At 44.2% G+C, this 23041-nt stretch carries 21 protein-coding genes; 9 read left to right on the forward strand and 12 right to left on the reverse strand.

Annotation, left to right across the window (positions count from 1 at the left end; all coding sequences use genetic code 11):
- The first annotated feature begins 6 nt into the window (after nucleotides 1–6).
- Together L5L98_RS17740 and L5L98_RS17745 are read left to right on the forward strand one after the other, a co-directional pair.
- Nucleotides 7–687, forward strand: a complete 681-nt coding sequence (locus L5L98_RS17740) for an amino acid ABC transporter permease (protein WP_263142633.1) — start codon at nucleotides 7–9, stop codon at nucleotides 685–687.
- Nucleotides 680–1405 (forward strand): amino acid ABC transporter ATP-binding protein, encoded by a 726-nt coding sequence (locus L5L98_RS17745; RefSeq protein ID WP_025007605.1) that lies wholly within the window; start codon nucleotides 680–682, stop codon nucleotides 1403–1405. Before L5L98_RS17740 ends, L5L98_RS17745 begins: the two co-directional genes overlap by 8 nt.
- 479 nt (nucleotides 1406–1884) lie before the next feature.
- Here L5L98_RS17745 and L5L98_RS17750 read toward each other — a convergent pair whose 3' ends face one another.
- From L5L98_RS17750 to L5L98_RS17760, 3 genes are all read right to left on the reverse strand, one after another.
- Entirely contained in the window at nucleotides 1885–2622 is a 738-nt protein-coding gene (locus tag L5L98_RS17750; RefSeq protein ID WP_168822632.1) for a hypothetical protein, read from the reverse strand.
- Nucleotides 2623–3222: 600 nt separating this feature from the next.
- Entirely contained in the window at nucleotides 3223–3579 is a 357-nt protein-coding gene (locus L5L98_RS17755; protein WP_263142636.1) for a DUF6547 family protein, read from the reverse strand.
- Nucleotides 3580–3656: 77 nt separating this feature from the next.
- Nucleotides 3657–4022 (reverse strand): VOC family protein, encoded by a 366-nt coding sequence (locus L5L98_RS17760; RefSeq protein ID WP_263142637.1) that lies wholly within the window; start codon nucleotides 4020–4022, stop codon nucleotides 3657–3659.
- A 162-nt stretch (nucleotides 4023–4184) separates the two neighbouring features.
- Here L5L98_RS17760 and nfsB point away from each other — a divergent pair, with 162 nt between their 5' ends.
- From nfsB to L5L98_RS17775, 3 genes are all read left to right on the forward strand, one after another.
- On the forward strand, nucleotides 4185–4838 hold the full coding sequence (gene nfsB / locus L5L98_RS17765; RefSeq protein ID WP_173496783.1) for an oxygen-insensitive NAD(P)H nitroreductase: 654 nt from the start codon (nucleotides 4185–4187) through the stop codon (nucleotides 4836–4838).
- A 333-nt stretch (nucleotides 4839–5171) separates the two neighbouring features.
- Nucleotides 5172–5816: a DNA-J related domain-containing protein gene (locus L5L98_RS17770; RefSeq protein ID WP_173496782.1), complete on the forward strand. Its 645-nt coding sequence runs from the start codon at nucleotides 5172–5174 to the stop codon at nucleotides 5814–5816.
- A 312-nt stretch (nucleotides 5817–6128) separates the two neighbouring features.
- Nucleotides 6129–6884, forward strand: coding sequence for a DsbA family protein (locus L5L98_RS17775; RefSeq protein ID WP_105251591.1), 756 nt, complete (start codon nucleotides 6129–6131; stop codon nucleotides 6882–6884).
- Nucleotides 6885–6990: 106 nt separating this feature from the next.
- Here the strand turns inward: L5L98_RS17775 and L5L98_RS17780 are convergent, their stop codons facing one another.
- Both L5L98_RS17780 and hemG read right to left on the reverse strand, forming a co-directional pair.
- On the reverse strand, nucleotides 6991–7518 hold the full coding sequence (locus L5L98_RS17780) for a cytochrome b/b6 domain-containing protein (protein ID WP_263142700.1): 528 nt from the start codon (nucleotides 7516–7518) through the stop codon (nucleotides 6991–6993).
- A 107-nt stretch (nucleotides 7519–7625) separates the two neighbouring features.
- Nucleotides 7626–8147 (reverse strand): menaquinone-dependent protoporphyrinogen IX dehydrogenase, encoded by a 522-nt coding sequence (gene hemG / locus L5L98_RS17785; protein ID WP_263142638.1) that lies wholly within the window; start codon nucleotides 8145–8147, stop codon nucleotides 7626–7628.
- Nucleotides 8148–8623: 476 nt separating this feature from the next.
- Here hemG and L5L98_RS17790 point away from each other — a divergent pair, with 476 nt between their 5' ends.
- Together L5L98_RS17790 and L5L98_RS17795 are read left to right on the forward strand one after the other, a co-directional pair.
- On the forward strand, nucleotides 8624–9832 hold the full coding sequence (locus tag L5L98_RS17790) for an MFS transporter (RefSeq protein ID WP_263142639.1): 1209 nt from the start codon (nucleotides 8624–8626) through the stop codon (nucleotides 9830–9832).
- 144 nt (nucleotides 9833–9976) lie between these two features.
- Complete coding sequence (locus tag L5L98_RS17795) at nucleotides 9977–10816, forward strand: TIGR03899 family protein (RefSeq protein ID WP_028761753.1); 840 nt, start codon at nucleotides 9977–9979, stop codon at nucleotides 10814–10816.
- 105 nt (nucleotides 10817–10921) lie between these two features.
- On the opposite strand, the gene cysC is transcribed toward L5L98_RS17795, so the two are convergent.
- The 5 genes from cysC to cobA form a co-directional block, all read right to left on the reverse strand.
- Nucleotides 10922–11539, reverse strand: coding sequence for an adenylyl-sulfate kinase (gene cysC, locus L5L98_RS17800; protein WP_105251589.1), 618 nt, complete (start codon nucleotides 11537–11539; stop codon nucleotides 10922–10924).
- A 64-nt stretch (nucleotides 11540–11603) separates the two neighbouring features.
- Entirely contained in the window at nucleotides 11604–13328 is a 1725-nt protein-coding gene (locus tag L5L98_RS17805) for an SLC13 family permease (protein ID WP_173242986.1), read from the reverse strand.
- Nucleotides 13329–13331: 3 nt separating this feature from the next.
- A complete protein-coding gene (gene cysN / locus L5L98_RS17810; RefSeq protein ID WP_219233805.1) occupies nucleotides 13332–14774 on the reverse strand; it encodes a sulfate adenylyltransferase subunit CysN in 1443 nt (480 codons plus the stop codon).
- A gap of 83 nt (nucleotides 14775–14857) precedes the next feature.
- Nucleotides 14858–15766: a sulfate adenylyltransferase subunit CysD gene (gene cysD, locus L5L98_RS17815; RefSeq protein ID WP_105251586.1), complete on the reverse strand. Its 909-nt coding sequence runs from the start codon at nucleotides 15764–15766 to the stop codon at nucleotides 14858–14860.
- A gap of 91 nt (nucleotides 15767–15857) precedes the next feature.
- Complete coding sequence (gene cobA / locus L5L98_RS17820) at nucleotides 15858–16703, reverse strand: uroporphyrinogen-III C-methyltransferase (protein ID WP_263142643.1); 846 nt, start codon at nucleotides 16701–16703, stop codon at nucleotides 15858–15860.
- Between the two features lie 442 nt (nucleotides 16704–17145).
- On the opposite strand from cobA, the gene L5L98_RS17825 reads away from it, so the two are divergent.
- Nucleotides 17146–18030 carry a phospholipase A gene (locus L5L98_RS17825; protein ID WP_263142645.1) on the forward strand — a complete coding sequence of 295 codons (885 nt, stop codon included), beginning with the start codon at nucleotides 17146–17148 and terminating at the stop codon, nucleotides 18028–18030.
- Between the two features lie 233 nt (nucleotides 18031–18263).
- The gene (locus L5L98_RS17830) at nucleotides 18264–19820 is read left to right on the forward strand and encodes a S41 family peptidase (protein ID WP_263142647.1); all 1557 of its coding nucleotides are present in this window, start codon (nucleotides 18264–18266) and stop codon (nucleotides 19818–19820) included.
- A 61-nt stretch (nucleotides 19821–19881) separates the two neighbouring features.
- On the opposite strand, the gene L5L98_RS17835 is transcribed toward L5L98_RS17830, so the two are convergent.
- Nucleotides 19882–21618, reverse strand: a complete 1737-nt coding sequence (locus L5L98_RS17835) for a hypothetical protein (protein ID WP_173496778.1) — start codon at nucleotides 21616–21618, stop codon at nucleotides 19882–19884.
- Between the two features lie 402 nt (nucleotides 21619–22020).
- On the reverse strand, nucleotides 22021–22806 hold the full coding sequence (gene mtgA / locus L5L98_RS17840) for a monofunctional biosynthetic peptidoglycan transglycosylase (RefSeq protein WP_105251581.1): 786 nt from the start codon (nucleotides 22804–22806) through the stop codon (nucleotides 22021–22023).
- Nucleotides 22807–23041 lie beyond the last annotated feature (235 nt).

Raw genomic sequence — 23041 nt, forward strand, 5'->3', positions numbered from 1 at the left:
ATCAGCATGATAGACGCAATTAATACCTCGCTGTTTAGCCCGATTGGCGAAGATGGCATGATAGGCATGCTGCTGATATTAAATGGTTTAAAAGTGACGTTAGTCGTCACTTTCTTCGCCATGTTATTAGGCGCAGTGTTAGGCATTGGCACCACCTTTATGAAGATGTCGTCTAAGTGGTATATCCGCTTCCCCGCCAATCTTTATGTCGGTGTGATCCGTGGCACCCCAGTAGTTGTGCAATTAGTGATCCTTTACTTCATCGTGCTTTCAGCCTTAGATGTCGATAAGATCACTGCCGCCATTATCGCTTTTGGTCTCAATAGCGGCGCGTATATTTCTGAGATAATCCGCGCAGGGATTCAAGCCGTTGATAAAGGCCAAACCGAAGCGGCACGCTCACTTGGCTTGTCCCAAGCAATAACCATGAAGTCGATTATTCTGCCCCAAGCGATTAAGAATATTCTGCCCGCACTTGGTAATGAATTTATCGTGCTCCTCAAGGAAACCGCCGTCATTGGCTTTATCGGTGGTGTTGACCTTATGCGCGCCGGTGAAATTATTCGTAGCCGTACCTTCGAGGACAGTGTGCCCTTATTTACCTGCGCACTCATCTACTTATTCCTAACCTACAGCTTCACGTTTGTGCTGTCGAAATTTGAAAAGAGGTTGAAACAAAGTGATTAAAATAACCAACCTGCATAAAAACTTCGGCGATAACCAAGTGCTTAAAGGCATTAACGAGCATATTCGTCAGGGCGAAGTGGTGAGCGTGATCGGTCCAAGCGGCAGTGGCAAGAGTACCTTTTTGCGCTGTATTAATCTGTTAGAGCAGCCAAGCCAAGGCGATATTGAGATTGAAGGTCAATTGATCACAGCGCCAAACGCCTGCGTCGATAAACTGCGGCAAAAAGTGGGCATGGTGTTTCAAAACTTTAATCTGTTCCCCCATAAAACTGTCATCCAAAACATCACTTTAGCGCCCATTAGTCTAAAACTGATGACGCCAGATCAAGCCGAGACCAAAGCCCTCGATCTACTGGCACAGGTTGGTTTAAGTGACAAAGCCAATGCTTATCCCGCTAGTTTATCGGGCGGCCAAAAGCAAAGGGTCGCCATTGCCCGCGCATTGGCCATGGAACCAGACTTGATGCTGTTCGATGAGCCAACATCGGCACTCGATCCCGAAATGGTCGGGGATGTATTAGACGTGATGAAAGACTTAGCGCTAAAGGGCATGACCATGGTCATTGTCACCCACGAAATGGGCTTTGCGCGTGATGTATCCGATCGGGTGATCTTTATGGACGGCGGTTATGTAGTCGAATCTAGTCCGCCAGATGAGCTATTCACCCATCCGAAAGAAGCCCGTACCCAAGCATTTTTAAGCAAAGTATTGCGTTAGCTTAAGCGGCTTAAGTCCTGTCCCTCATGCTCACTGTCATGACCTTTATAAGTACGTTCAGTGAGCAAAGGATTCAAATTAGGATCCCAACATTCAACGTTCATGACAAAGACTAAATTAGACAAGTCAGGATACAATCATCTTTCACAACACCATAAAAATTATGTCGTTGAATTAACAGGAGTTGAACTAAAGCTAAATAGCCGTTTATCTGTTCAGGGAGTTTATTGTCATTGTGTCTCCAGCGACACGCCATGAATATGTCCTTATAGGCTCGACGGCGACATCCATGTCGCCAACGCTCACTGGTGACCCAATGCCAATTTTAACTACCAGTTTTGCTATATATACGTAAAAAGCTAGTAGACATAAATAGGTTAGAATTCTTGCTCTAATCTATGATTTTCGAATTAAAATTGCTATGGATTAACACCGCGCTCTGGACAAAGCGCAGCGTAGGTTTGTCCCAGAGCGCCTTGTTATGCGCTTGCCGCTTCACTTAAATCAATCTCCATTGGAATCTGATATGAATTTGTGTAAAGGCTAGCTTTAAATGATGCCCTCGGCTTGATCAGGACTTTTCCATCTTTTACTGAAATTGTACCGACCAGAGGAAATATATCCGATGGTCCCTTAAGATCAACAAACCTTTTAGTGAAAGTAGCACCTGTTTTGTGGTTAATGTATTTTACAAGCCCATGAGATGCTTCGCCATTTGGGCGCAATTTATATGAAACCAAAACCGAATATGACTTAGTATGTTTTGCCTTAACCGGAAGCTCGACCGCAGAACCAAATCTTTCCACCTCGTTTGAAGCAAGCTTGATTTTTTCGGTTTTTTCTATGCTCAACTTACAAAGGTGCTCAAGACACTCAAAGGTACTGCGAATTACAAATTGTTCAAGTTCGGACTCATTTAATGATTTTAATTTCTCAAAATTTACACCACAGTCTATATACCTAAGCCACTTTTCTGGTGTTCTATCGGAAAAAACCATCGTGCCTTCTGGAATAGCATTTGTGTAGTTTACATATAGGTGATCGAATTCTCCGAGGGATAATCCATTTTCACCAAGTATTGTGGCTATACGAGCACCCCAGTAATGAAGCAGCTTAGGAAATTTGAAAAATCTAGAACAACTCGAAGGTAGACTCTTACCTGTCTCATATAGGGAGTCGCTAGCGTAATACCTAATATCTATTAATGCTTTTTCCATTTATATATCCGATCTCTCTTAACGCATAAGCTGCAAACAGCTGCTTTGTAGTGGATTGTTTTGCGGTAGCGTAGCAAAACAAGGAACGAAAAAGCCATCAGGCTGGTTTGCATTGTTATGTGTTACTCACAGAATGGACAAAATAAGTTGTTCATGAAGTCTAGTGGATCAATATTGCAGCTAGGTAGTAGAACCGTAACTCTACCGTGCTTTTGACATTCTATTTCTTGGAAGCCACCTTCTGCTTTTAAAGTACTTATTTCCAGATCGCTCCAGCCGCACCAAGGGCAACATTTTATCTCAGCTTCAGTGATAGCAGCTATTTCCTGCTCCCAGTTACACTCTCCGCAATGGACTTTGCGAATCGTTCTGGCTTCTGTGAGGTTTATTACTTTGGGTCTTTCGATCATTAAGATTCCCTTACACATAACATTGGGTATAAGCGGATCCGCGTTAGCGAATAATAAATCAAGCCATCCATTTTAGATCAACAACATAATGCACTTTTGGTTTGCCTTCAACCAGCGATGGCTTTGTTAAGTAACTGAAATCATTCAGCTGTGCAGGGTGTTCATTGGAAGCAAGATATTCCGATAATACCTATTCTTGCCCCCAATTATCCCCTTCTCGGCGACAAACATAGTCATAGTAAAGGGTGGAACCAAAGGGCTGAAATTCCATCTCAATGCCGTTTTCGTAATATTGACCATTTTCGCAGTCCATTCTGTCATTAAGTCGTACTAAGGCATCATGAATACCACCACGTCTAGCATTAATAAGCATCTTGACGAGAATCTCTCTTTGCTGGACAGTTAGTGACTTTAAGAACTCATTTATTTCTGAATTTTCCTGCCTGTTTGGATAGCTCCCTTCTTGCAAGACCCATTTTTCAAATACTCCATCATGTAACTGAGCAAACTCGTCAACAAAGCTTTTCCACAATTCAACTGAACTCATTTTTTCTCCTGAAAGCATAATGCAGTGCCCATGCGCGTAAACTTGTAAATGCCGCAGGCCTCGAATGCCTCACTCTGTTATGTGTCTGCTGCTTCATTAAACAAAATCCTGTTTGAAAACGGATCTGTTACAGTAAAGCAACGATCGCCCCAAGGCGCATCTTCAATACTAGCTTTGTTGTATTTATATGGCTTAGAAGTCACATGAGCAAATAATTGATCAAGTTCACTCACATTCACAAAAACCTTACAGCCAGGAGTACAGTCGCCTGAATGTTCGCTCAAGTGCAAAACAAAATTACCAAGTGAAACTTGTATATAAATCGGATAGCCATCCTCAAAGCGATGTTCCCAATCTAATTCCATCCCCAGAAAGCCAAGGTAAAACTCTTTGGCTTTATCTTCATCAAAGATCCGCATAATTGGGATTGTCTGAAACTTCATGCCATCTACTCCATCACACATAAGCTTTGTCTAGTGCGCATAAGCTCCCAGTTTCAAATTTTTTTTGAAACTAATACCTGCTTTGATCACATTGTTTTTTACTTAAACCTGCTTAAAATGCTGCCATTGAATTTGTATTCCTTAATGATTTGGAGCCGTTACATGAGTGATTTAAGTTTCTTCGCCAAAAAGCGCTACACCACTAAGGCCTTTGATCCAACTAAGACGATTCCTGCGGATAAAATAGCAGAAATCAAAACCTTATTGCAGTACAGCCCATCATCGACTAACTCACAGCCTTGGCATTTTGTGTTAGCGAGTACGGCGGAAGGTAAAGCGTTAGTTGCCCAAGCGACCGAAAACTATGCGTTTAATACCCAAAAAATTCTCGATGCTTCCCATGTACTCGTACTCTGTGCTCGTGCTCAATTAGATGAAGCACACTTACTGCAAGTACTCGAGCAAGAAGCGAAGGATGGCCGCTTTGCTAATGAAGAAGCCAAGCAAGGCCAACATAATGGCCGTTCTTTCTTCGCTAATATGCATAAATTTGAGCTGAAAGATGCCCAGCATTGGATGGAAAAACAAGTCTACTTAGCGCTTGGCACTTTAATGCTCGGTGCAAGTGTATTAGATATTGATGCGTGTCCGATCGAAGGTTTTGATGCCTCTAAAATGAATCAAGTCCTAGGCTTAAGAGAGCAAGGTCTATGTGCCTGCGTGGTTGTTGCATTAGGTTATCACTCAGAAAATGATTTCAACGCTAAATTGCCTAAGTCTCGCTTAGATCAAGAAGTGATCTTCACCGAGATCTAGTCCTTCACTCTATGTAAAAATAAGCATGCCCTTGATTTTATGTGATATAAACAAGGGCATCATGTCTAAAGCGAGCCCTCTCTTAACTGCCGCCCCCTAAAAGCTAACTGCTGTTAACGGCTTATTTACGCCGAGAAACCATCTAAAGTAGGAGTAAACCATCACGGTATTGCTCTAAAATTCATCTTTGCCTACACTTTGGCTCTGTGGCATAGTTTGCGGCTCAACTTAGTGAATGATCATTTATCGTCGCCTTTCGAGTCATATTTGTTGCAGCCCAGCGGTTTTATCGGCGCATTGGTAACACTCACAATTTAGGATGGGACAGTCAGTATGTTATTTGCCAAACCCTCACTCACTGAAAAACCTCAATCGATTCGAGTTGCAAACACTAAGGGCGATAACCCACTGATTTGGCCGTTGCTTACGGTTTTACAAGCTTCAAATCAAAGTTGGAAAATCCATCACTTAGCCACTGAATTACAAACCCAAGGGCTGATCCACCAGCTTGATGAAAATCCGGGTAACGATTTATTCAAACGTAACTTCCTGCTGATGAACGCCCTGTTTGAGCTGCAGGAAATATTACTGCCCAAGCAATGGCTACAAGTCAAAGCCATGGAAATTCAAATCTTCCGCTTAGTACCATCAAATGTTAACCTACTGATAATGCAAGATACTTCCCTGCGTGAGTATTACCTCGATTGGAATAACTACGACACCAGCGAAAACGTAGTACGAGAATTACTTGAGGCATTCTGGAGCAATTATAAGAGCTATATTGGCTTAAATATCAATCTGATGAACAAAGGTAACGCGCTGCGAGTTTTCGAATTAGACGAGAGTGCTACCGCCCGTGATATCCGCAAGCAATGGCGTCGTTTAGCACTCAAATGGCACCCAGACAGACCCGATGGCGATGCGGCGCGTTTTCGCGAGGTGTGCGAAGCTTGGCAGTCGCTTAGGGATATTGCGTAAGAATTTAGCCAGTGGTGATGCAGAACTGGGCTTTAATCAACATGCGCCGACTTAGCGATGCGATCCTGTCTACAGTCCTGCCAAATCTAAGGTAAAACTTCCATTGAGATCACAGATTTAGCCTACTAGCTTCATGTCAATTCAGTCATAATTAAGCCTTTCCATTTAACCTGAACCTATGTGTCAACGCTGGCATTTTGGCTAGCTTAACTCCTAGGTTGAAGCTCACTCTATCTCTTATGTTGACCGTTGAATGTCAACGATAACAACGACTGACATTGTGAATTCAATCCCACCGAATTTGAGGAAACTATGATTAAACAATTAGCCTTGGCTGTAACCTTAGCGATTGCACCATTGAGCACCTTTGCCGCCAATTTTGTTGAAGGCACACATTACACTCAAATCTCGACCAAAGCGCCTAGCAGCGAACCAAAACTCACTGAATTCTATTCATTTTATTGCCATAACTGCTTCAATATGGAAACCAACTATTTGCCTGATATCAAGGCAAACCTCAACAAACAGATAAGTTTCGACAATAAGCATGTCGACTTTATGAATAGCGACATTGGCACCGAAGTGATGCGTTCATTAGCCGTGATCCAAAGCGTTGATAACAAAGACGCCTTAACCCATGCCATGTTTACCGCAATCCAAGGTGCAGAGGGCGCAAACGGCCACGATCATAGTGCACCTGGCCATCAGCACGAGCCGCAAATTAACAGCCGTGATGACATCAAAAAAGTCTTCGCCCAATTTGGTGTCGATGCTGCTAAATACGATGAATTAGCCGATAGCAAAAGCACTAATGAAAAGCTTTCCCTGTGGCGCACCCAGCAGAATGAATTCAAAATCGACAGCGTACCCGCCTTTATCGTGAACGATAAATATGCGGTAAATTTAAACAGCATCAAAACCTTAGATGAGTTAATTGGGTTAATTAACTACCTTGCTGTTGAGAAAGATGCCGCCCCCGCTAAAACCTCATCGGGTGGCAGTCTAGGCTGGTTATTTCTAGTCTTCGCCGCCGCAATTGGTGTGACCCGTCAGCAACGTCTTAGCTAATTCAAAACAATTGTTGAAATAAAAAATGGCCTCCAAATTAGGAGGCCATTTTTATGCATGTTCAATCCAAGTGATTGTTATAAGCGCTCAATATGGGTTCTGAAGTTTATTGCCGAATAAAATCAAGAATATGGCTCGCAGCCAAGACGAGATGTAGGATCAAGAAACCAATAAAAGCCTGCGCAAAGACTTGGTGATAACCACGCCATGTCAGTGCTGTTGGCGTCCCTTGAACAACAAACCAAACTAGGCCCGTAACCCCTGTAGCCACCAGCAACAGCATGCCAATACCTTCTATGGCACTAAACAGCCCTTTACCACCAGCGACGGGGAATTTGCCTTTAGCAAGTCCAACAATATCTTGCTTTAACTGTGCCCAATCGCCCGCCAACCAGCCAAAGTATTGGTGCCACTTGCCACGCAAGGTATTGCTGAGTAAAAAAAGAATCCCAAGCACAGTGCACGCTAAACCTAAATATACATGCAAATAATCCCAAAAACTGGCGTTATCGGGTATCCGTCGGCCCATAAAAATCCACGGACTGGAACACACGAGTAAGATAGTCGACACGACAATCCACACATGCAGTTGCGCCATAATAACTCGGCATAAGGAGCGAAGTTTAGTCATCATACTGATCATATTTAATGCTCCTTTGCCCTTGTGACTAAGGCATACATACCGCTTTCAGGGCGCGAATAGAATAGGGCTAAATGAAGCACCGAAATTTGATATCAAGCTTAAGCGCTGTGGATCTGCTCACCAAACTCAGTCACTTTCTGCCAATCCGTGTATTCAACATTGGTAACAGGGTCCGTAGGTCCTTTCGTTAACCACATGATGAAACGGATAATATTTCTATCTAAAGCGTTATAGCCTTGGTAATTCAAGTTACCCCCAAAAACGCGCAGCAATTGTGGCCGCCAAGTGGTTTTACTTAAAAATGCCTGCATGTAAGGATTGGTCTCTGGGGTGTTTTTCTCGGGTTTACGTGCCACTAAGCTGACAGAGAAAAAACCACTGACCTTATCCGTCAATACGGCTTGATGCTTTTCAATAAACTCGTACAAACTTGGGTTATGTTTACCATGGCGAATACTGGCGCCTATAATGATTTTGTCGAACTCAGTGAGCACTGGAGCGGCCTTGATATCGGCAGTAACCACTTCATTACCTAAAGCCATTAACTGCTGTGCGAGCTTTTTAGCAATCTTTGAGGTCTGGCCGTGAACACTAGAGTAAATGATAAGAATTCTTTTCAATTTAGCCTCGATTAATCCCAAGCAAAATAACAATAAGCGGCCTAGAAAAGACGGTGCAGGCGACTTAATTTCGACTCTCTATGCCCGTTTGGCATATCAAATGACATCACAACGCTCAGACTAAATGCGCTAAAAGTAGCAATGGACACCCAGAGTCATTGGCATTCCAGTGGAATTTAACTTGGTATGCAAAAGTAAAATGACAATTATGATATTTCATACTAGGTGATTTACCCGCCAATTTACATGAAATAGATCACGGACTTAGCGCCAAACACCCCAAGTATATGCGGTAGTTTTAACTGCCTCACAAAAATAACGCCTTAGGTATATTCTCGCTTTAGCGTCTTTGTAACCTAGAGAGTTAATTCGCCTAAACATTGTTACAAAATTGAAAGGGATAAGTCACACCTTATATAGCCAACCTAAGGAAAAAGCATTAGCATTTGAACACTTATCGCCTGAGTCCCTTATCCATGAAAGCTATTCAAGCAAAAGGTCCTAAAGCACTCTTGCTGTGGATGACCTTTGTTATGTCACTCGTGTTTGCCGTTTGGCAGGCATTGCTCAACAACTTCGTGATTGAGAAAGCCCAATTCACTGGTGCTGAAATCGGCATGTTACAAAGCCTGCGCGAAATCCCCGGCTTCTTGGCTTTTACGGCGATTTTTGTGCTGCTGCTCATTCGAGAACAAGCCTTCGCCCTGCTCTCGCTCGCCATTTTATGTATCGGCGTAGCGGTAACAGGTTTCTTTCCTCAGGTCATAGGCCTATATCTTACGACTGTGTTGATGTCTGTCGGGTTTCACTATTTTGAAACCATCAACCAATCGCTAACGCTGCAATGGGTCGATAAAAAAGACGCGGCTGGATTTATGGGGAAAGCACTGGCGTGGCGTTCGGCGGCCGCTTTAGTCGGTTATGCCAGCATTTGGCTAGTAATGACTTGGTTGAAGCTAGACTACCTGCATATGTATTTGATTATAGGCGTATTAGGTCTCATCATTGTGCTAACCATAACATGGTATTACCCCAAGTTTGAGACAACGGAAATACAACACAAAAAAATCATACTGCGTAAACGCTATTGGCTCTATTACCTGCTCACCTTTTTTTCAGGTGCGAGGCGGCAAATCTTTATGGTATTTGCGGGCTTTATGATGGTTGAAAAGTTTGGTTATACCGTCAGTGAAATCACTGCGCTGTTCTTAATCAACTATGCCGTTAATCTACTGTTTGCGCCTGCTATTGGTCGTTTGATTGGACGTATTGGTGAACGTAATGCGCTTACTGTGGAATATATTGGACTCATCTTAGTCTTTATCAGCTATGCCCTAGTCGAACAAGCCCATATGGCGGCAGCACTCTACGTCATCGATCATTTACTGTTTGCGATGGCAATTGCGATGAAAACCTATTTTCAAAAAATCGCCGACAGCAAAGACATTGCCGCCACTATGTCAGTCAGTTTCACCATAAACCACATAGCCGCAGTGATTATTCCTGTGCTTTTGGGCTTATTATGGTTAACCGATCCCGCCTTTGTATTTTACATAGGGGCGGGCTTTGCCGTATGTTCGTTACTGCTAGCGCTGAATGTTCCGCGCCATCCTGAACCGGGTAATGAAACCTTATGGTCTTGGCCAACTAAAAGTGCGAAATCAATCGCTAAAGTCGTTAAATAAAACGGCATAATAACGAACCAAAGAATTGGCTTAACGAGATGCTCAAACTAAAGAGATGATCATCTAAAGTAAGCTACAACCGAATGTAAGAGTTCACTAAGCCCACACCTCAACCACAGTGCAGGCTCAAGGATTAATAACGCGATGAAGGATTCAGATATTTTACTGTTGGCAGAAGAAGGCGAGTCAGCATCCGAGGTATCCGCTCGCAAAAAAGCCCTGCTACTTGGTCGCCAATTAGGGCTCGCCAGTGAGCAAGAATATCGCCCTGCGAACGCCTCAATAGCCGAGCGAGCTCAACATAGAGCACGCAAGTTATCGAGCGAATATCAGGCCAATGTGGAAACCATTTTTGCCTTAGCCCTCAGTTATACCCACTCAGATGTCACTGGGGTCGATCTTGATCCCGATTGGAGCCATCAATTTTTCTTGATGGCGGAACAAATCCATAACCGTAAGATGCAAGATTTGTGGGCTCGGATATTGTCGAGCGAGATAGTGAATCCGGGAAACTTCAGTCTACGTACCCTAGCGCTGCTCAAGCAACTGACTCACAGGGAAGCACAAATTCTAGAAAAAGCCCTTGGCATGGCGGCTAAGGTAAATAACGAGCAGCGCCTAAAACTCATCAGTGGCTACCGCTTGTCAGGTGGGATTGGCCAGTATTTCCGTAAAACCACCTCAGTCAATTTAGGCTTATCCCAGTTTGGGCTACCCTATTCCAGTATTCTGACCTTAGTCGATGCAGGAATACTTCACAGCAGTGAGTTCGAAACCGGTTTACTCAATAACAAAACACCGATTCAATTTGCCCTGCAAGGCATACAAATGAAGCTTACGCCCAAGAGCGGTAATCTGCTTTTTAGTTATTATCGCTTAACACCGATTGGCGATGAACTCGCCCAACTAGTACAGCCTAAGCCAGATCAAGAATACTTGAAGGCTCTACAGCTCTTATTTGCTAAAGACTTTAAAATAGAATAATTATCGCACTATAAAAATAAATTATGAATCAATGGTATAAGCAATAAAACCCAGAAATAATAAAGGAGCCTAAAGGCTCCTTTTAAGCAAGATAAGGGCTAAATGTTAAGCTAGCGCTTTTGCCTTATCGGCATTAATGACATTGATCGCCGTTAAATAATCGATTAATGCACGCACTTGAGTCACTAAATCGCCTTTGCTGGTATCTATGGTTAATTCGGCGGCTAATGGCGCTTCATAAGGTGATGAAATACCAGTGAAATTGCTAATTTCGCCACTGCGCGCTTTCACATATAACCCCTTAGGGTCACGCTGCTCGCACACACTCAAAGGCGTAGCTACATGCACTTCAATAAACTGCCCTGCAGGAAAACGGGCACGAATACCATCACGTTCTTCACGGGTCGGGGAAATAAAGGCTGACAACACCACAAGCCCCGCATCCACCATCAATTTAGCCACTTCGCCCACACGACGCAGGTTCTCATCACGGTCTTCAACCGTAAACCCTAAATCTTTACACAGGCCATGGCGCACATTATCGCCATCGAGCAAATAAGTGTGGAATCCCGCCTCAAATAACGCCCGCTCTAATGCACCCGCTAGTGTTGACTTGCCCGCGCCAGAAAGTCCGGTAAACCAAAGTAGTACTGGGTTTTGGCCTTTCTGCTCGGCTCTGGCCGCTTGGTCTACAGGATGTTGATGCCACACGATATTTGTCATAAAAACTCCTCAATCCCCATGTTGACTAACCGCTAACATAAGGGCAATAAACTCAAGCTAATCACTAAAATGGAAAGATGATCGGCACCATAAATATCACTATCAGGGAATACAGCACAGATAACGGCAATCCAAGGCGGACAAAGTCACTGAAGCGATAATTACCCGCATTAAATACCATCAAATTGGTCTGATAGCCGTAGGGTGAAATAAAGCTCGCGCTGGCACCAAAGACAACGGCCATAATAAAGGGCCTTGCATCGACACCGTAATTAAGCGCAATCGCGTAAGCGATAGGGAACGCCAGCGCCGCCGCTGCGTTATTGGTCACCAGTTCAGTCAGCAATAAGGTCATTAAATACACGCCGACAAAAGCGCCAAATACCCCATAACCGTTAATAACTGAGAGTAATCCTTGGGCTAAACTGTTCGCAAGGCCTGTACTCATCATCAAGTTGGCAAGCCCTAATGCACTCCCCACGATCACCACTAATTCCAATGGGAAACGGCGTTTAAGCTCAGCCAGCGTGACTGCGCCTATGGCAAAATAACTGAGCAGCAATATCACTAAACCTTTAGCCAAGGGTAATATGCCAGTGACACTTAGGATGATCGTTGCCGCAAAGCCCAGCAATACCCAACGACCACGACGACTGTCTAGACGCACATTCAAATCTAAGCCACTGATCGCTGCAAACTCTGAACTCAGCTTTGCGCTATTGCTAAAACCATCACCTGGTGTCAATAACAACACATCACCGGGTTGCAGAATAATGTCACCGAGTCCGCCTTTCAGCGGATGATTTCCGCGGCGAATGGCCATCACAGCCGCATCAAACTGTTCACGAAAACGCGATGCTTTCAACGAACTGCCCACTAAACTGGATGACGGTGCGAGTACAGCTTCAACTAAATTTTGTCCTTTGGCTTGATGTTTACCAAACCAATCTAAACCATCGAATTGGTGCAATAACTCAACCGATTCCACCGCGCCACTAAAGCGCAGCACGTCGTCCGCTTGCAACACTAACTGGGGCGGCACAGGGCAAATACAAATGCCACTGCGTTCTAATTCAACCAGATATAACTTTTTCAGCGCCCTAAGTTTATTATCCACCACACTGCGACCGACCAAGGACGAACCTTTCGCCACATGGGCTTCGAGCAAATATGGCAGCGCTTCTTCACCTGATTCTTCCCGTCTGTCGGGCAGAATGTTCGCCAGTAAGGTCAGTAACAAGATGCCTGCGACGACGATCACCACTGCAACTGGTGTAAACTCGAAGAAGCCTAAGGCGGGTAAGCCGGCGTTTTCTACAAAGGAGTTCACAATCAAGTTGGTCGAGGTACCAATCAGGGTCAGTGTGCCACCTAAAATTGCCGCATAATTTAACGGCAATAATAACTTAGCTGGCGCGTGTGCTTGATTGCGGCGCACAACACCAATCAGTGATGCCACAACTGCAGTGTTATTGGTAAATGACGACAGTAAAGCCGTCGAAAAACCGAGCTTTGCCATTGTCATAGGCAAAGAACTATTGCCTATGACTTGACTCAACTTTCCCAGCAGGGACGTTTTTTCTAACGCTGTCGCGGCCAACACCAGCAGGACCAGCGTGACTAAGCCAATATTGGTAAAGCTTGTTAATGCGGTATCGAGCGCAACCATGCCAAGCAAATAACAGAGCAAAAATGCAAATAAAAACAATACCGCTGGATTGATACGGCCGCTAATTAAGCCAGCCACAAGCCCTATCAAAATAATCGCTAATAGCCACAAGTCACTCACAAATTAAGCTCCAAGCTTAGTGATATCTATCGCTTGCCAATGGGGGAAGTGTTTACGCACTAAGGCATTAAACTCGACTTCAAAGGCACTAAATTGTGACGCTGTTTGCTTGTTAACATGTTGACCCGACACCACCATAACCGCAGCAACCGTCGCATTACTCAGGCGGTCGATTAAAATCATTCCGCCCGTATCACGCACTAACGAATATGCATCAAACACTATGTCTTCGGTCAGTTCTAAGGTCACACGCGCAATCGCGTTTAGCCCAAGCGTGTCCGTCGCACTGCGTGCTAAGGTGTTAACGTCAACCACATAATCGATAGCAGTCACAGAGGCTTGCGTCTTCTTACCGGCCACTTTGATGTCGTATAACTGACCGAGTTGTAATGGCTTTTCATCCATCCACACTATATCAGCGCTGATCACGTTAGCGACGGCTGGCGCAGAATCGGGTTTTGCCAGTAAATCGCCACGGGAAATATCAATTTCATCTTCCAGCGTGATAGTCACAGCTTGGCCAGCAACCGCTTCTTGTATGTCGCCATCGAAGGTCACAATACGTTCAACCTTGCTGCGTTTGCCCGATGGCAAAGCGACTAACTCGTCGCCGACATTAATGATGCCAGAGGCTAACGTGCCTGCAAAACCGCGAAAATCTAAGTGAGGGCGCGACACATATTGTACCGGAAAACGCACTGGCAATGAGCTGAGTTCACGTTGAGTATCAATGGTTTCTAGCAGTTCAAGCAGAGTACCGCCTTGATACCAAGGGCTTTGGGTGCTGCGCTCAACCACGTTGTCACCATTAAGCGCCGATAACGGCACAAAGTGGATATCGAGATTACCGAAATCTTTAACAAAATCCGTAAAATCGGCACGAATACGGTTGAATACTTGCTCGTCAAACCCGAGCAAATCCATCTTATTCACAGCAACAACAAAGTGACGAATACCGAGTAATGACGCGATAAACGCATGGCGCTTAGTCTGAGTCTGCACGCCGTAGCGGGCATCGACTAAAATCACTGCTAAATCACAGGTTGATGCACCCGTTGCCATGTTGCGAGTGTACTGCTCATGCCCTGGCGTATCGGCGATGATGAACTTGCGCTTATCACTTGAAAAATAACGATAAGCCACATCGATAGTGATGCCCTGCTCGCGCTCAGCTTGCAGGCCATCCACCAGCAAGGCTAAGTCAATGGCTTCACCTGTGGTGCCCATCTTGGCACTGTCGCTCTTGAGGCTCGCTAATTGATCTTCATAGATCTGGGCGCTGTCGTGTAACAGACGGCCGATTAAGGTACTTTTACCATCGTCGACACTGCCACAGGTTAAAAAGCGCAGTAAGCCTTTGTGCTGCTGCAGGGCTAGATATTCTTTCACACCATGGAGGGTAATTTCTGCCGCCATGAGATTGGTTTTATTGACCGCTTTGTCCATCTTATTCTCACTCTTGATCTGCTTGGCTGAAGGTCGCGCTTTACTTGCGCCACTTTCGCGAAATAGGGTTAACCCTGTAGAGATTAGAAGTAGCCTTGACGCTTCTTCTGCTCCATAGAGGCACTTTGATCTGAATCGATCAATCGGCCCTGACGTTCGCTCGAACGGGTTAACAGCATTTCTTCAATAATCTTTTCTAGACTGTCGGCCTCAGAATACATGGCGGCCGTGAGTGGGTAGCAACCTAAGGTTCTAAAACGCACCACTTCTTCTTTAATCTGCTCGCCCTCGGCTAACTTCATCCGCTCGTCATCGGCCATGATTAACTGACCACCGCGCTCAACCACTTTACGTTTAGCGGCAAAATACAAAGGCACTAACTCAATGTTTTCTTGATAAATATATTGCCAAATATCCAGTTCAGTCCAGTTAGATAGTGGGAACACGCGAATACTTTCGCCCTTGTTCACTGCGCCGTTATAGGTACGCCATAATTCTGGACGTTGGTTTTTAGGGTCCCATCTGTGGTGACGGTCGCGGAAGGAATACACGCGCTCTTTGGCGCGAGATTTTTCTTCATCGCGGCGAGCCCCACCGAAAGCCGCATCAAAACCGTATTGGTTAAGTGCTTGCTTTAAACCTTGGGTTTTCATTATGTCAGTGTGTTTTGCACTGCCATGGTCGAAGGGGTTAATTCCCTGCGCCAAACCTTCTGGGTTGATGTGCGTCAGTAACTCGAAGCCAAATTTCTTTGCCTGCGCATCACGGAACGCGATCATCTCTTTGAATTTCCACCCCGTGTCGACATGCAGCAACGGGAATGGGATCTTGCCCGGATAAAAGGCTTTACGCGCTAAGTGCAACATAACGGAAGAATCTTTCCCGATGGAATACAACATCACAGGATTATCGAATTCGGCTGCAACTTCACGAATGATCTGGATGCTCTCAGCTTCCAGTTGTTGTAAGTGGCTTAGTTCACGCCCGGCCATACTATTCTCCGTTACCTTAAATTCGCCGTGTTACCACAGCATGGATTAGCTTAATTTGTTTAACTGCTTAATAGCTTTAACTGTTTGCGGCTTAGCTTATCGACGCGACGGCCGAGACTCTAACCGATTGAGTCTGTTCATCGCTGACCGGAGTCGATTCAATCGCTTCAGGTTTGAACCAATGCAAGGTGTCACTCAGCGTGACGACTTCACCTATGATCATCAAAGCTGGCATTTGTAATTCTGGATCGGCGGCAAGCTGTTCAAGCTCACCTAAACGGCCGATAAAACGACGTTGCTCTTTAGTGGTCGCCTTTGACACTATCGCCACGGGTGTTTCAGGGCTTCGGCCCGCATCGACTAGACCTTGGCGAATAATGCCTGCGTTCAGAATCCCCATATACACGACTAAAGTATTGTTAGGATTAGCATAACCTTGCCAATCCATAGGGCGACTCTCTAACTGACAATGGCCAGTGATAAAAGTGACGCCTTGGGCATGGTCTCTGTGGGTTAGGGGAATTCCCGCATAGGCTGACGTGCCGCTGGCAGCGGTAATGCCGGGAACGACTTCAAACTCAACCCCAGCTTCGACTAAAGTTTGTAACTCTTCGCCCCCGCGGCCGAAAATAAAAGGATCGCCACCTTTAAGGCGCACCACATTTTTACGAGTGTAGGCTTTAGTGACAAGTAACTGATTAATCTCGTCCTGTGCGGCGCTATGCTTGCCCGCACGTTTACCTACGGCAATCTTCTCAGCGTCTTTGGGAATAAGATCGAGGATATCTTGGCTGACTAAAGCGTCGTATAGCACTGCATCAGCAGTTTTAAGGATGCGCCATGCCTTTAACGTCAATAGCTCAACGTCGCCGGGACCTGCACCCACCAGCCAGACTTTGCCTTTGGCCGCTTGGCCCGGTAAAGAGAAAATTTCCATCAGAATCCCCAAGATCACTTTAGTCTGTAGAAATATAGCGCGTCTTATATTCCATAATAAATAGATAATTATTAGTTTTTATATCATTTAGATATAAAAGAATAAGTGACCACTCACTTAAAGTGGGGAAAACCTTAGGTTTCAAAATCAAAAATGCCCTAAATCCAAGTTAACCCATTGAAATGAAAATGACTTAATAAGATTAAGCGAATTGCATCAAAATAATTTCTGTCCGCTAAGTGCATGATTTTGGCACTATGTTATTGCCAAAAATTCTACCTAAACATGTCTCTATGGGACTAAAAATGGCTGACTACAAGATTTGTCATTAAGTGACACAGGATTTTTCCATAACCATAAATTCACTTTCTAATGTTAAGCTGGAAATAACTATCTTTGTTGAGTACGACTGACAAATAAATAAACACATCAAGGAGGGCAGATGAAACCACTTTACTCAGGTATTGCATTGGCAGGGCTATTAGCCTGTACGGACATAAATGCCGAAGAATCATTAGTCAAAGGAAGAGTAAAAGATGAACTTGCCACGGCGGATCTACCTTTTGTGATTACGCCACATAAAGTGAATTACCTTTTACCAGTCACCTACAGCCCAGATCCCAACATGGCACCTTTCACCGAAGATGCAATACTCAACCCCTATTCTTTAGATGAGTTTGAGGCTAAGTTCCAAATCAGTTTTAAATTTCCTATTTGGTACAATGTGTTTGGTGATAATGGCCATTTATTTTTTGCTTACACCAATCAATCCTATTGGCAGGTTTATAACAAAGACACTTCATCACCTTTTAGGGAAACCAATCACGAGCCTGAAGTCTTTATGCTGTTTAATAACGATTGGAAAATTGGCAGTGTGACCAATTCCTTTTGGGGATTTGGTGCCGTACATCAATCGAATGGTAAAGCAGGGCCACTTTCCCGCAGTTGGAATCGACTCTATGCCACTATGATTTTTGATGCAGGCCCACTCGCCTTCTCCACCAAAGTGTGGTGGCGTATTCCTGAAGATGAAAAGATAGATCCATATAAAGCCAGCGGCGACGATAACCCGAATATTGATGACTATATAGGTAAAGCAGAGTTTATTGGCGTTTATGGTATTGATGAACATAGATTCACTTTAACCGTTAAAACGAATCTAGAAGATATCGACAGAGGCTCAGCAGAACTGACTTGGAGTCATCCTATCGTCGGCAACTTACGCTTTTATACTCAATACTTTAATGGTTATGGCGAAAGCCTAATCGATTACAACTATCACAATCAACGTATTGGTATCGGAATTTCACTCAACGATATTCTTTAAGAAAGATATACCCACTTGATCCCGCTATTTAAGATTGTTTGGGTATATAAAGTGACTAAGTACAAAAATCGACCATAATTTGCTGCTAATCTACCAAACCTGCTGCTAAATTGCTCAGATGGACCTGAGTTTATGGCTGGGCAGGACGATTTACATTGATCCTAATGGCATTTAAGCCGATAGTCGCACACCTTTTTGTGCCCTGAAGCCGCGCCTTAACATCATGGAGGAATATGAGTTTTAGCTACCGCAGCATAGTAATGCTACTCAGTGTCATTATTTTCGCGAGCTTACTTAAGCTCGCGTTTTTCGCTGCGCCAAAAGATAGCGCTGCACCAGTGCTGAATGCACAAGAGGTACGCCAAGATCTCTATGCCTTATTGGATCAAATCGAGCAACACTCAGCGTTTTATGCCTTAACGGCCGACAAAGCCAACCCGCAGCTTAAATTTATGGCTAGCCTTATTGTTGAACAGTATCAAGATATTACTCCCAATGATCGCTTTGCTGCTGAAGTCACTAAATTACTCAATACCCTCAAAGATCCAGGCGCTCAAGTGCATAACTTCGATGATCAAAGCGGCGATCTCCCGTTAACGCTAAGGCCAGTCAACGACCAATGGTTAGCCTTGGATAACGATAATAATCCAGTCAACAACGACTTCCCCTTTATCACTCATATCGATGGTTTACCTATGAGCAAATGGGTAGCGACCAGCCAAGCCTACTTACCTGAGCCGGCAAAACAGAGTCAAGAAATGCAGTTACCTTGGCTGAAAAAACTTAACCTACTGCGCGAAGACTTAGGACTCAGCATAAAGCCCTATGTGGTCATTACGCTAATTAATGATGACCTGCAAAGCCAGCAGGTGACTCTCGCCCTGCCAAGCCATAAACCGCAAGTTCAATTAGCAACTATCAGTGAAAAAGACGAGACTCAAGATATTAATGTGCTCGAGTTTATTAACCAATTATCTCAATTTGAGCGCACCGAATTTCAAGACATGCCAAATCAATTAGAGAGGGTCAACAATACGACTGTCAAACTTAAGATCAGCGATCTCTACGCCTTTGAATTAGATAAAGAACAACAGCAAGAACTGCTCAAAGGCATGACACATCCCTTACTGATCATTGATTTACGTGATGCCAGTGGCTTTAGTCCAAAATTATTGACTATGCTGTCGCGATATCAAGATGCGGATTTAAATAACACTTTAGCACCTAATGTGATGGGATTTGCGCACTATCGCCGCTCACCAGAGCTGAGAAATGATTATCTACAGCCGCTCAATTTTATGCCTCTGGATGCGTTAGAGTACAGTCCTCCTAGGCTCAAATCTCTCACCCGTAACTTACCCTCTGTCGATAAAGAGAAATTCAGCCCTTGGTATGTTCGTACTAAGCCTGCGGTGGCTCCTGAAGGGCAAAATCGCTTAGCTCTACTCGTGAGTCCCCATTGTCGCCAAGAATGCGAGTGGATTGCCTATCGTACTAAATCTTGGTCTAGGGCAAATTTGATTGGTGAAAAAACCTCAGGCGACTTTGCACGTCAGTATCATTTCAAACTGCCAAACAGTGGATTAAACATAAGATTCAGCAGTTCGTTAACCTATGATGCACAGGGGCGACTCCTGTCCGGTATCGGGACTGAACCGGATATTTTGCTCCCTCAGAACAGTGATATTCAATGGCAAGGGCTCGTTAGTTTAATGCGCTCCGCCAAGCCCAAAGCGCAACTTGTTCTGCCAGCACAGCACACTAAGTTGGCTCAAGCTAAGCTAAATTAAGCCAAAAAAAGAGCCAGCAATCTGCTGGCTCATTTCAAACAAATATGAGTTTACTAACGCATTACTTCTTTTCAGTCGCTTTAGAATTGGCGACTGAACCTATGACCAAGCCTTGCTTATTCACATCGAAGCTCATTTGAACTCGCATGTTGTAATCTTTAAGCATTTGCATTTCTTCAGGGATCGGCTCACCGCTCATTTCTAACAGTGTTAGCACTGGCGTAAACATCTTGCCGTAATCAGCAGACAAGCTGTACATGCCATTAGCTGACAGTTTCTCGCCTGCTAATTTGTTGGCTAAAGCCAAGCCTTTATCACCGCTATACACCACTAAATGTTGGCCTTTAATCGCCAGCATTGGCTTAACACCTAACTCTGGAGGCAACATCAATATTGGAGATAAATCAGTAGCATCGCCGTTATCGGCTAATTGCACTTCAGCCAGCATAGGGGCGAAAGGTTTGACCATATTGAACAACATAGATGGGTTTTCGGCGCTAAGGCTGACTAAAGCATCTAAGCTTTCTAACTTAGGCTCTTGATCTTGTGTGCTCATTTTAAAATCGAGCAATGAAACGCTCATGCCTTTCACACCGTTAGCCATGCCAGTAAACATGCCTAGCATAGCAGGGCTCTGTTGGCTCAACTCAGCCTGCAACTCTGCCAATGGTGCACAGGTCAGTTGTGGCTTTTGCAGATCATCCCAAATAGCCGTTAATGAAGGGGTAATTTCATTGATATCTAAGCCTATTCCCATGGAGAAGATAGTGCTGTCGATATCCGCCAGATGCGATGGAATAAAACCACGCATCTTTTGCATTGCCGCAAGAATAGGTTGATTCTTCGTTTCGACAACAAATGAAGCCGCCATATGGCTTTCTTTTTCTGTCACAGAAAACGCCGTTAAACCAGCAACGGTACGCGGCCAGTTAGCGGCAATCGCAGTCAGTTCGGTACGACATTCTGGTGTTCTGATTTGAGCTAATGGGTCTTCCCCCTCACTTTCATCAGCAAAAAATTGAGTCAGTTGCTTAGCTAGCATATTGCTATCTGCAGAGGTCAATGCCTTTACAATTTCCACATGGTTAATAAAGCTAATGCTGTCATCTTTAAAACCATGGGTCTTAATAATATCTTCTAATATGCCAGAAGCGGCTAATGACTGCGGCGCCTTCTTAATACCAAATGCCATTTCTAATAACTCAGGCTCGGTAATAGAGGTGCTGAAAGTCATCGTTAATATGCCATCTTTCTGGGCAAATAACAGTTCAGCTTTCTCTGCTGAGCTTTCATCCGATAGTGCATAAGCGCGATAATCAACATCGCCCACTTTACGCATTTCGTGGGTTACACCACTATCTTTTTCGGCTTTATCTAATACAGCCCAAAATGCTTCAGCCTGATTAACATCAATCTTTAATACTGGCAAAGCACCTAAAGTATAAATATAAGGTTTAACTTCATCGGGGAAACCGAAGGTTTTTAACAATAAGGCAGGATCTTTCATCCCATCCATATACTGCTGATAAATGCTAACGAAGAACTTGCCCATAGGGCTATCCTGCACACCGAGTTCATCAAGCGTATTACTTGGATATTGCTGATAATTTCCAGAAATAGACTGTAAATACGCTTTTAACGGGAAGGGTTTTAACTGGCCCGAAAATATCGGCGTATCGGCAGGCACATAGTCGAGCAAAGGATTAGCAGAGGCACTAGAACCCGCGCCATTCTGCATATACCAATAACCACCAGCACCTGCTGCAATAATTGCCGCGGCAATCACAATCTTTTTCATTTAAGAAACTCCATTTAATGACATTCAATTTTATGAAAACAATACCTAAAGAACTCACCTTAGGTATTTAAATATTTATCCGCTCTTACATATCCCTTATGCAGATAATGCAAAATCAGAAAACGCAACGACTCAGCCCTACGCAATACAAACCCAGTTTAAAATGCTTAGGCTAAGCGAAACTAAGGTATAAAATTTTCCCGATAATTTAACATTAAACCGACACAGAAGCGAACAGGATAGGAGTTCGCAGCATTAAAAACGCATTAGAATTAACGTTTATTAAACATAACTCCAATCTTATTTCAATTCGGTAATAAAACATCTCAAAGTCATCGACGATTAAGCAAAGAACCCAATGACAAATTAAGCTCATCTCACTCAAACTACCTCACCAGAGCGTCATCGTGCTTCATGAACTTTTTTAAGCGTGACGTCACCTAGCTGGCGCATTTGCTTACGGATCCAAGCTGAGCGCTGCTGTACATAGGATGACGGTGGAGACACCTTATAGCGCCAAGGATTGGGTAAAATGGCTGCGAGTAATGAGGCCTCGTATTGGGTGAGTTTTGCCGCTGACTTTCCAAAATAATGCTTTGATGCCGCTTCGGCGCCGTAAATACCTGGGCCAAATTCTACAATATTTAAATACACTTCAAGAATACGCGACTTATCCCAAGTCAACTCCATCAATAACGTAAACCAAGCTTCCAATCCCTTACGAAAGAAACTGCGACTCGACCACATAAAAAGGTTTTTCGCCGCCTGCTGACTTAAGGTACTTGCCCCGCGGACTTTGGTACCTTTTTGGTTGTATTTCAGCGCCGAACTTATCGCGGCTAAATCGAATCCAGTATGCTCAACAAAACGTTGATCTTCCGCAGCAATCACAGCCAATTGTAATTCGGGAGAAATTTGCGCTAAATCGCGCCATTGATGCCTAATCTCACCGATAGGTGCAGGTGGAAATAAGGCACGCTCGATACGCCAAGTCCACATAGGAGGATCGACAAATCGTAATAGGATCACTAATAAAATTGAGCAAATAAATGCCCAAACTAATCCCTTAAATAACCAAGACAATAAACGACGAAAACCACGCTTTCGTCTCTGAGGTGCTGGGTCACTCGACTTATTAACACTTGGACGCCTGACATGATCTCGCATCGCATATAAAGGGGCCGTCATTTATACCATCTCATCCACACACTCTCATTTCTTGTTTCTCATCTATCCAGTCAAGCCATCCCATTGCAAGGATTCTTTGGGGCAACCTAGGCTTACAGAAAATATTCTAAAGCTTTACGCAAGTTGCAAGCTGATCATGCTACGAGAATAAAGGAAACACCAAGGATATCTTACTCGATAATCAAAGATAGGTTGAGAAATAACCATAACAAGAACAAATCACTATTAGAGATTA

The organism is Shewanella sp. SM23 (genome assembly GCF_025654295.1).
GTDB lineage: Bacteria > Pseudomonadota > Gammaproteobacteria > Enterobacterales > Shewanellaceae > Shewanella > Shewanella oncorhynchi.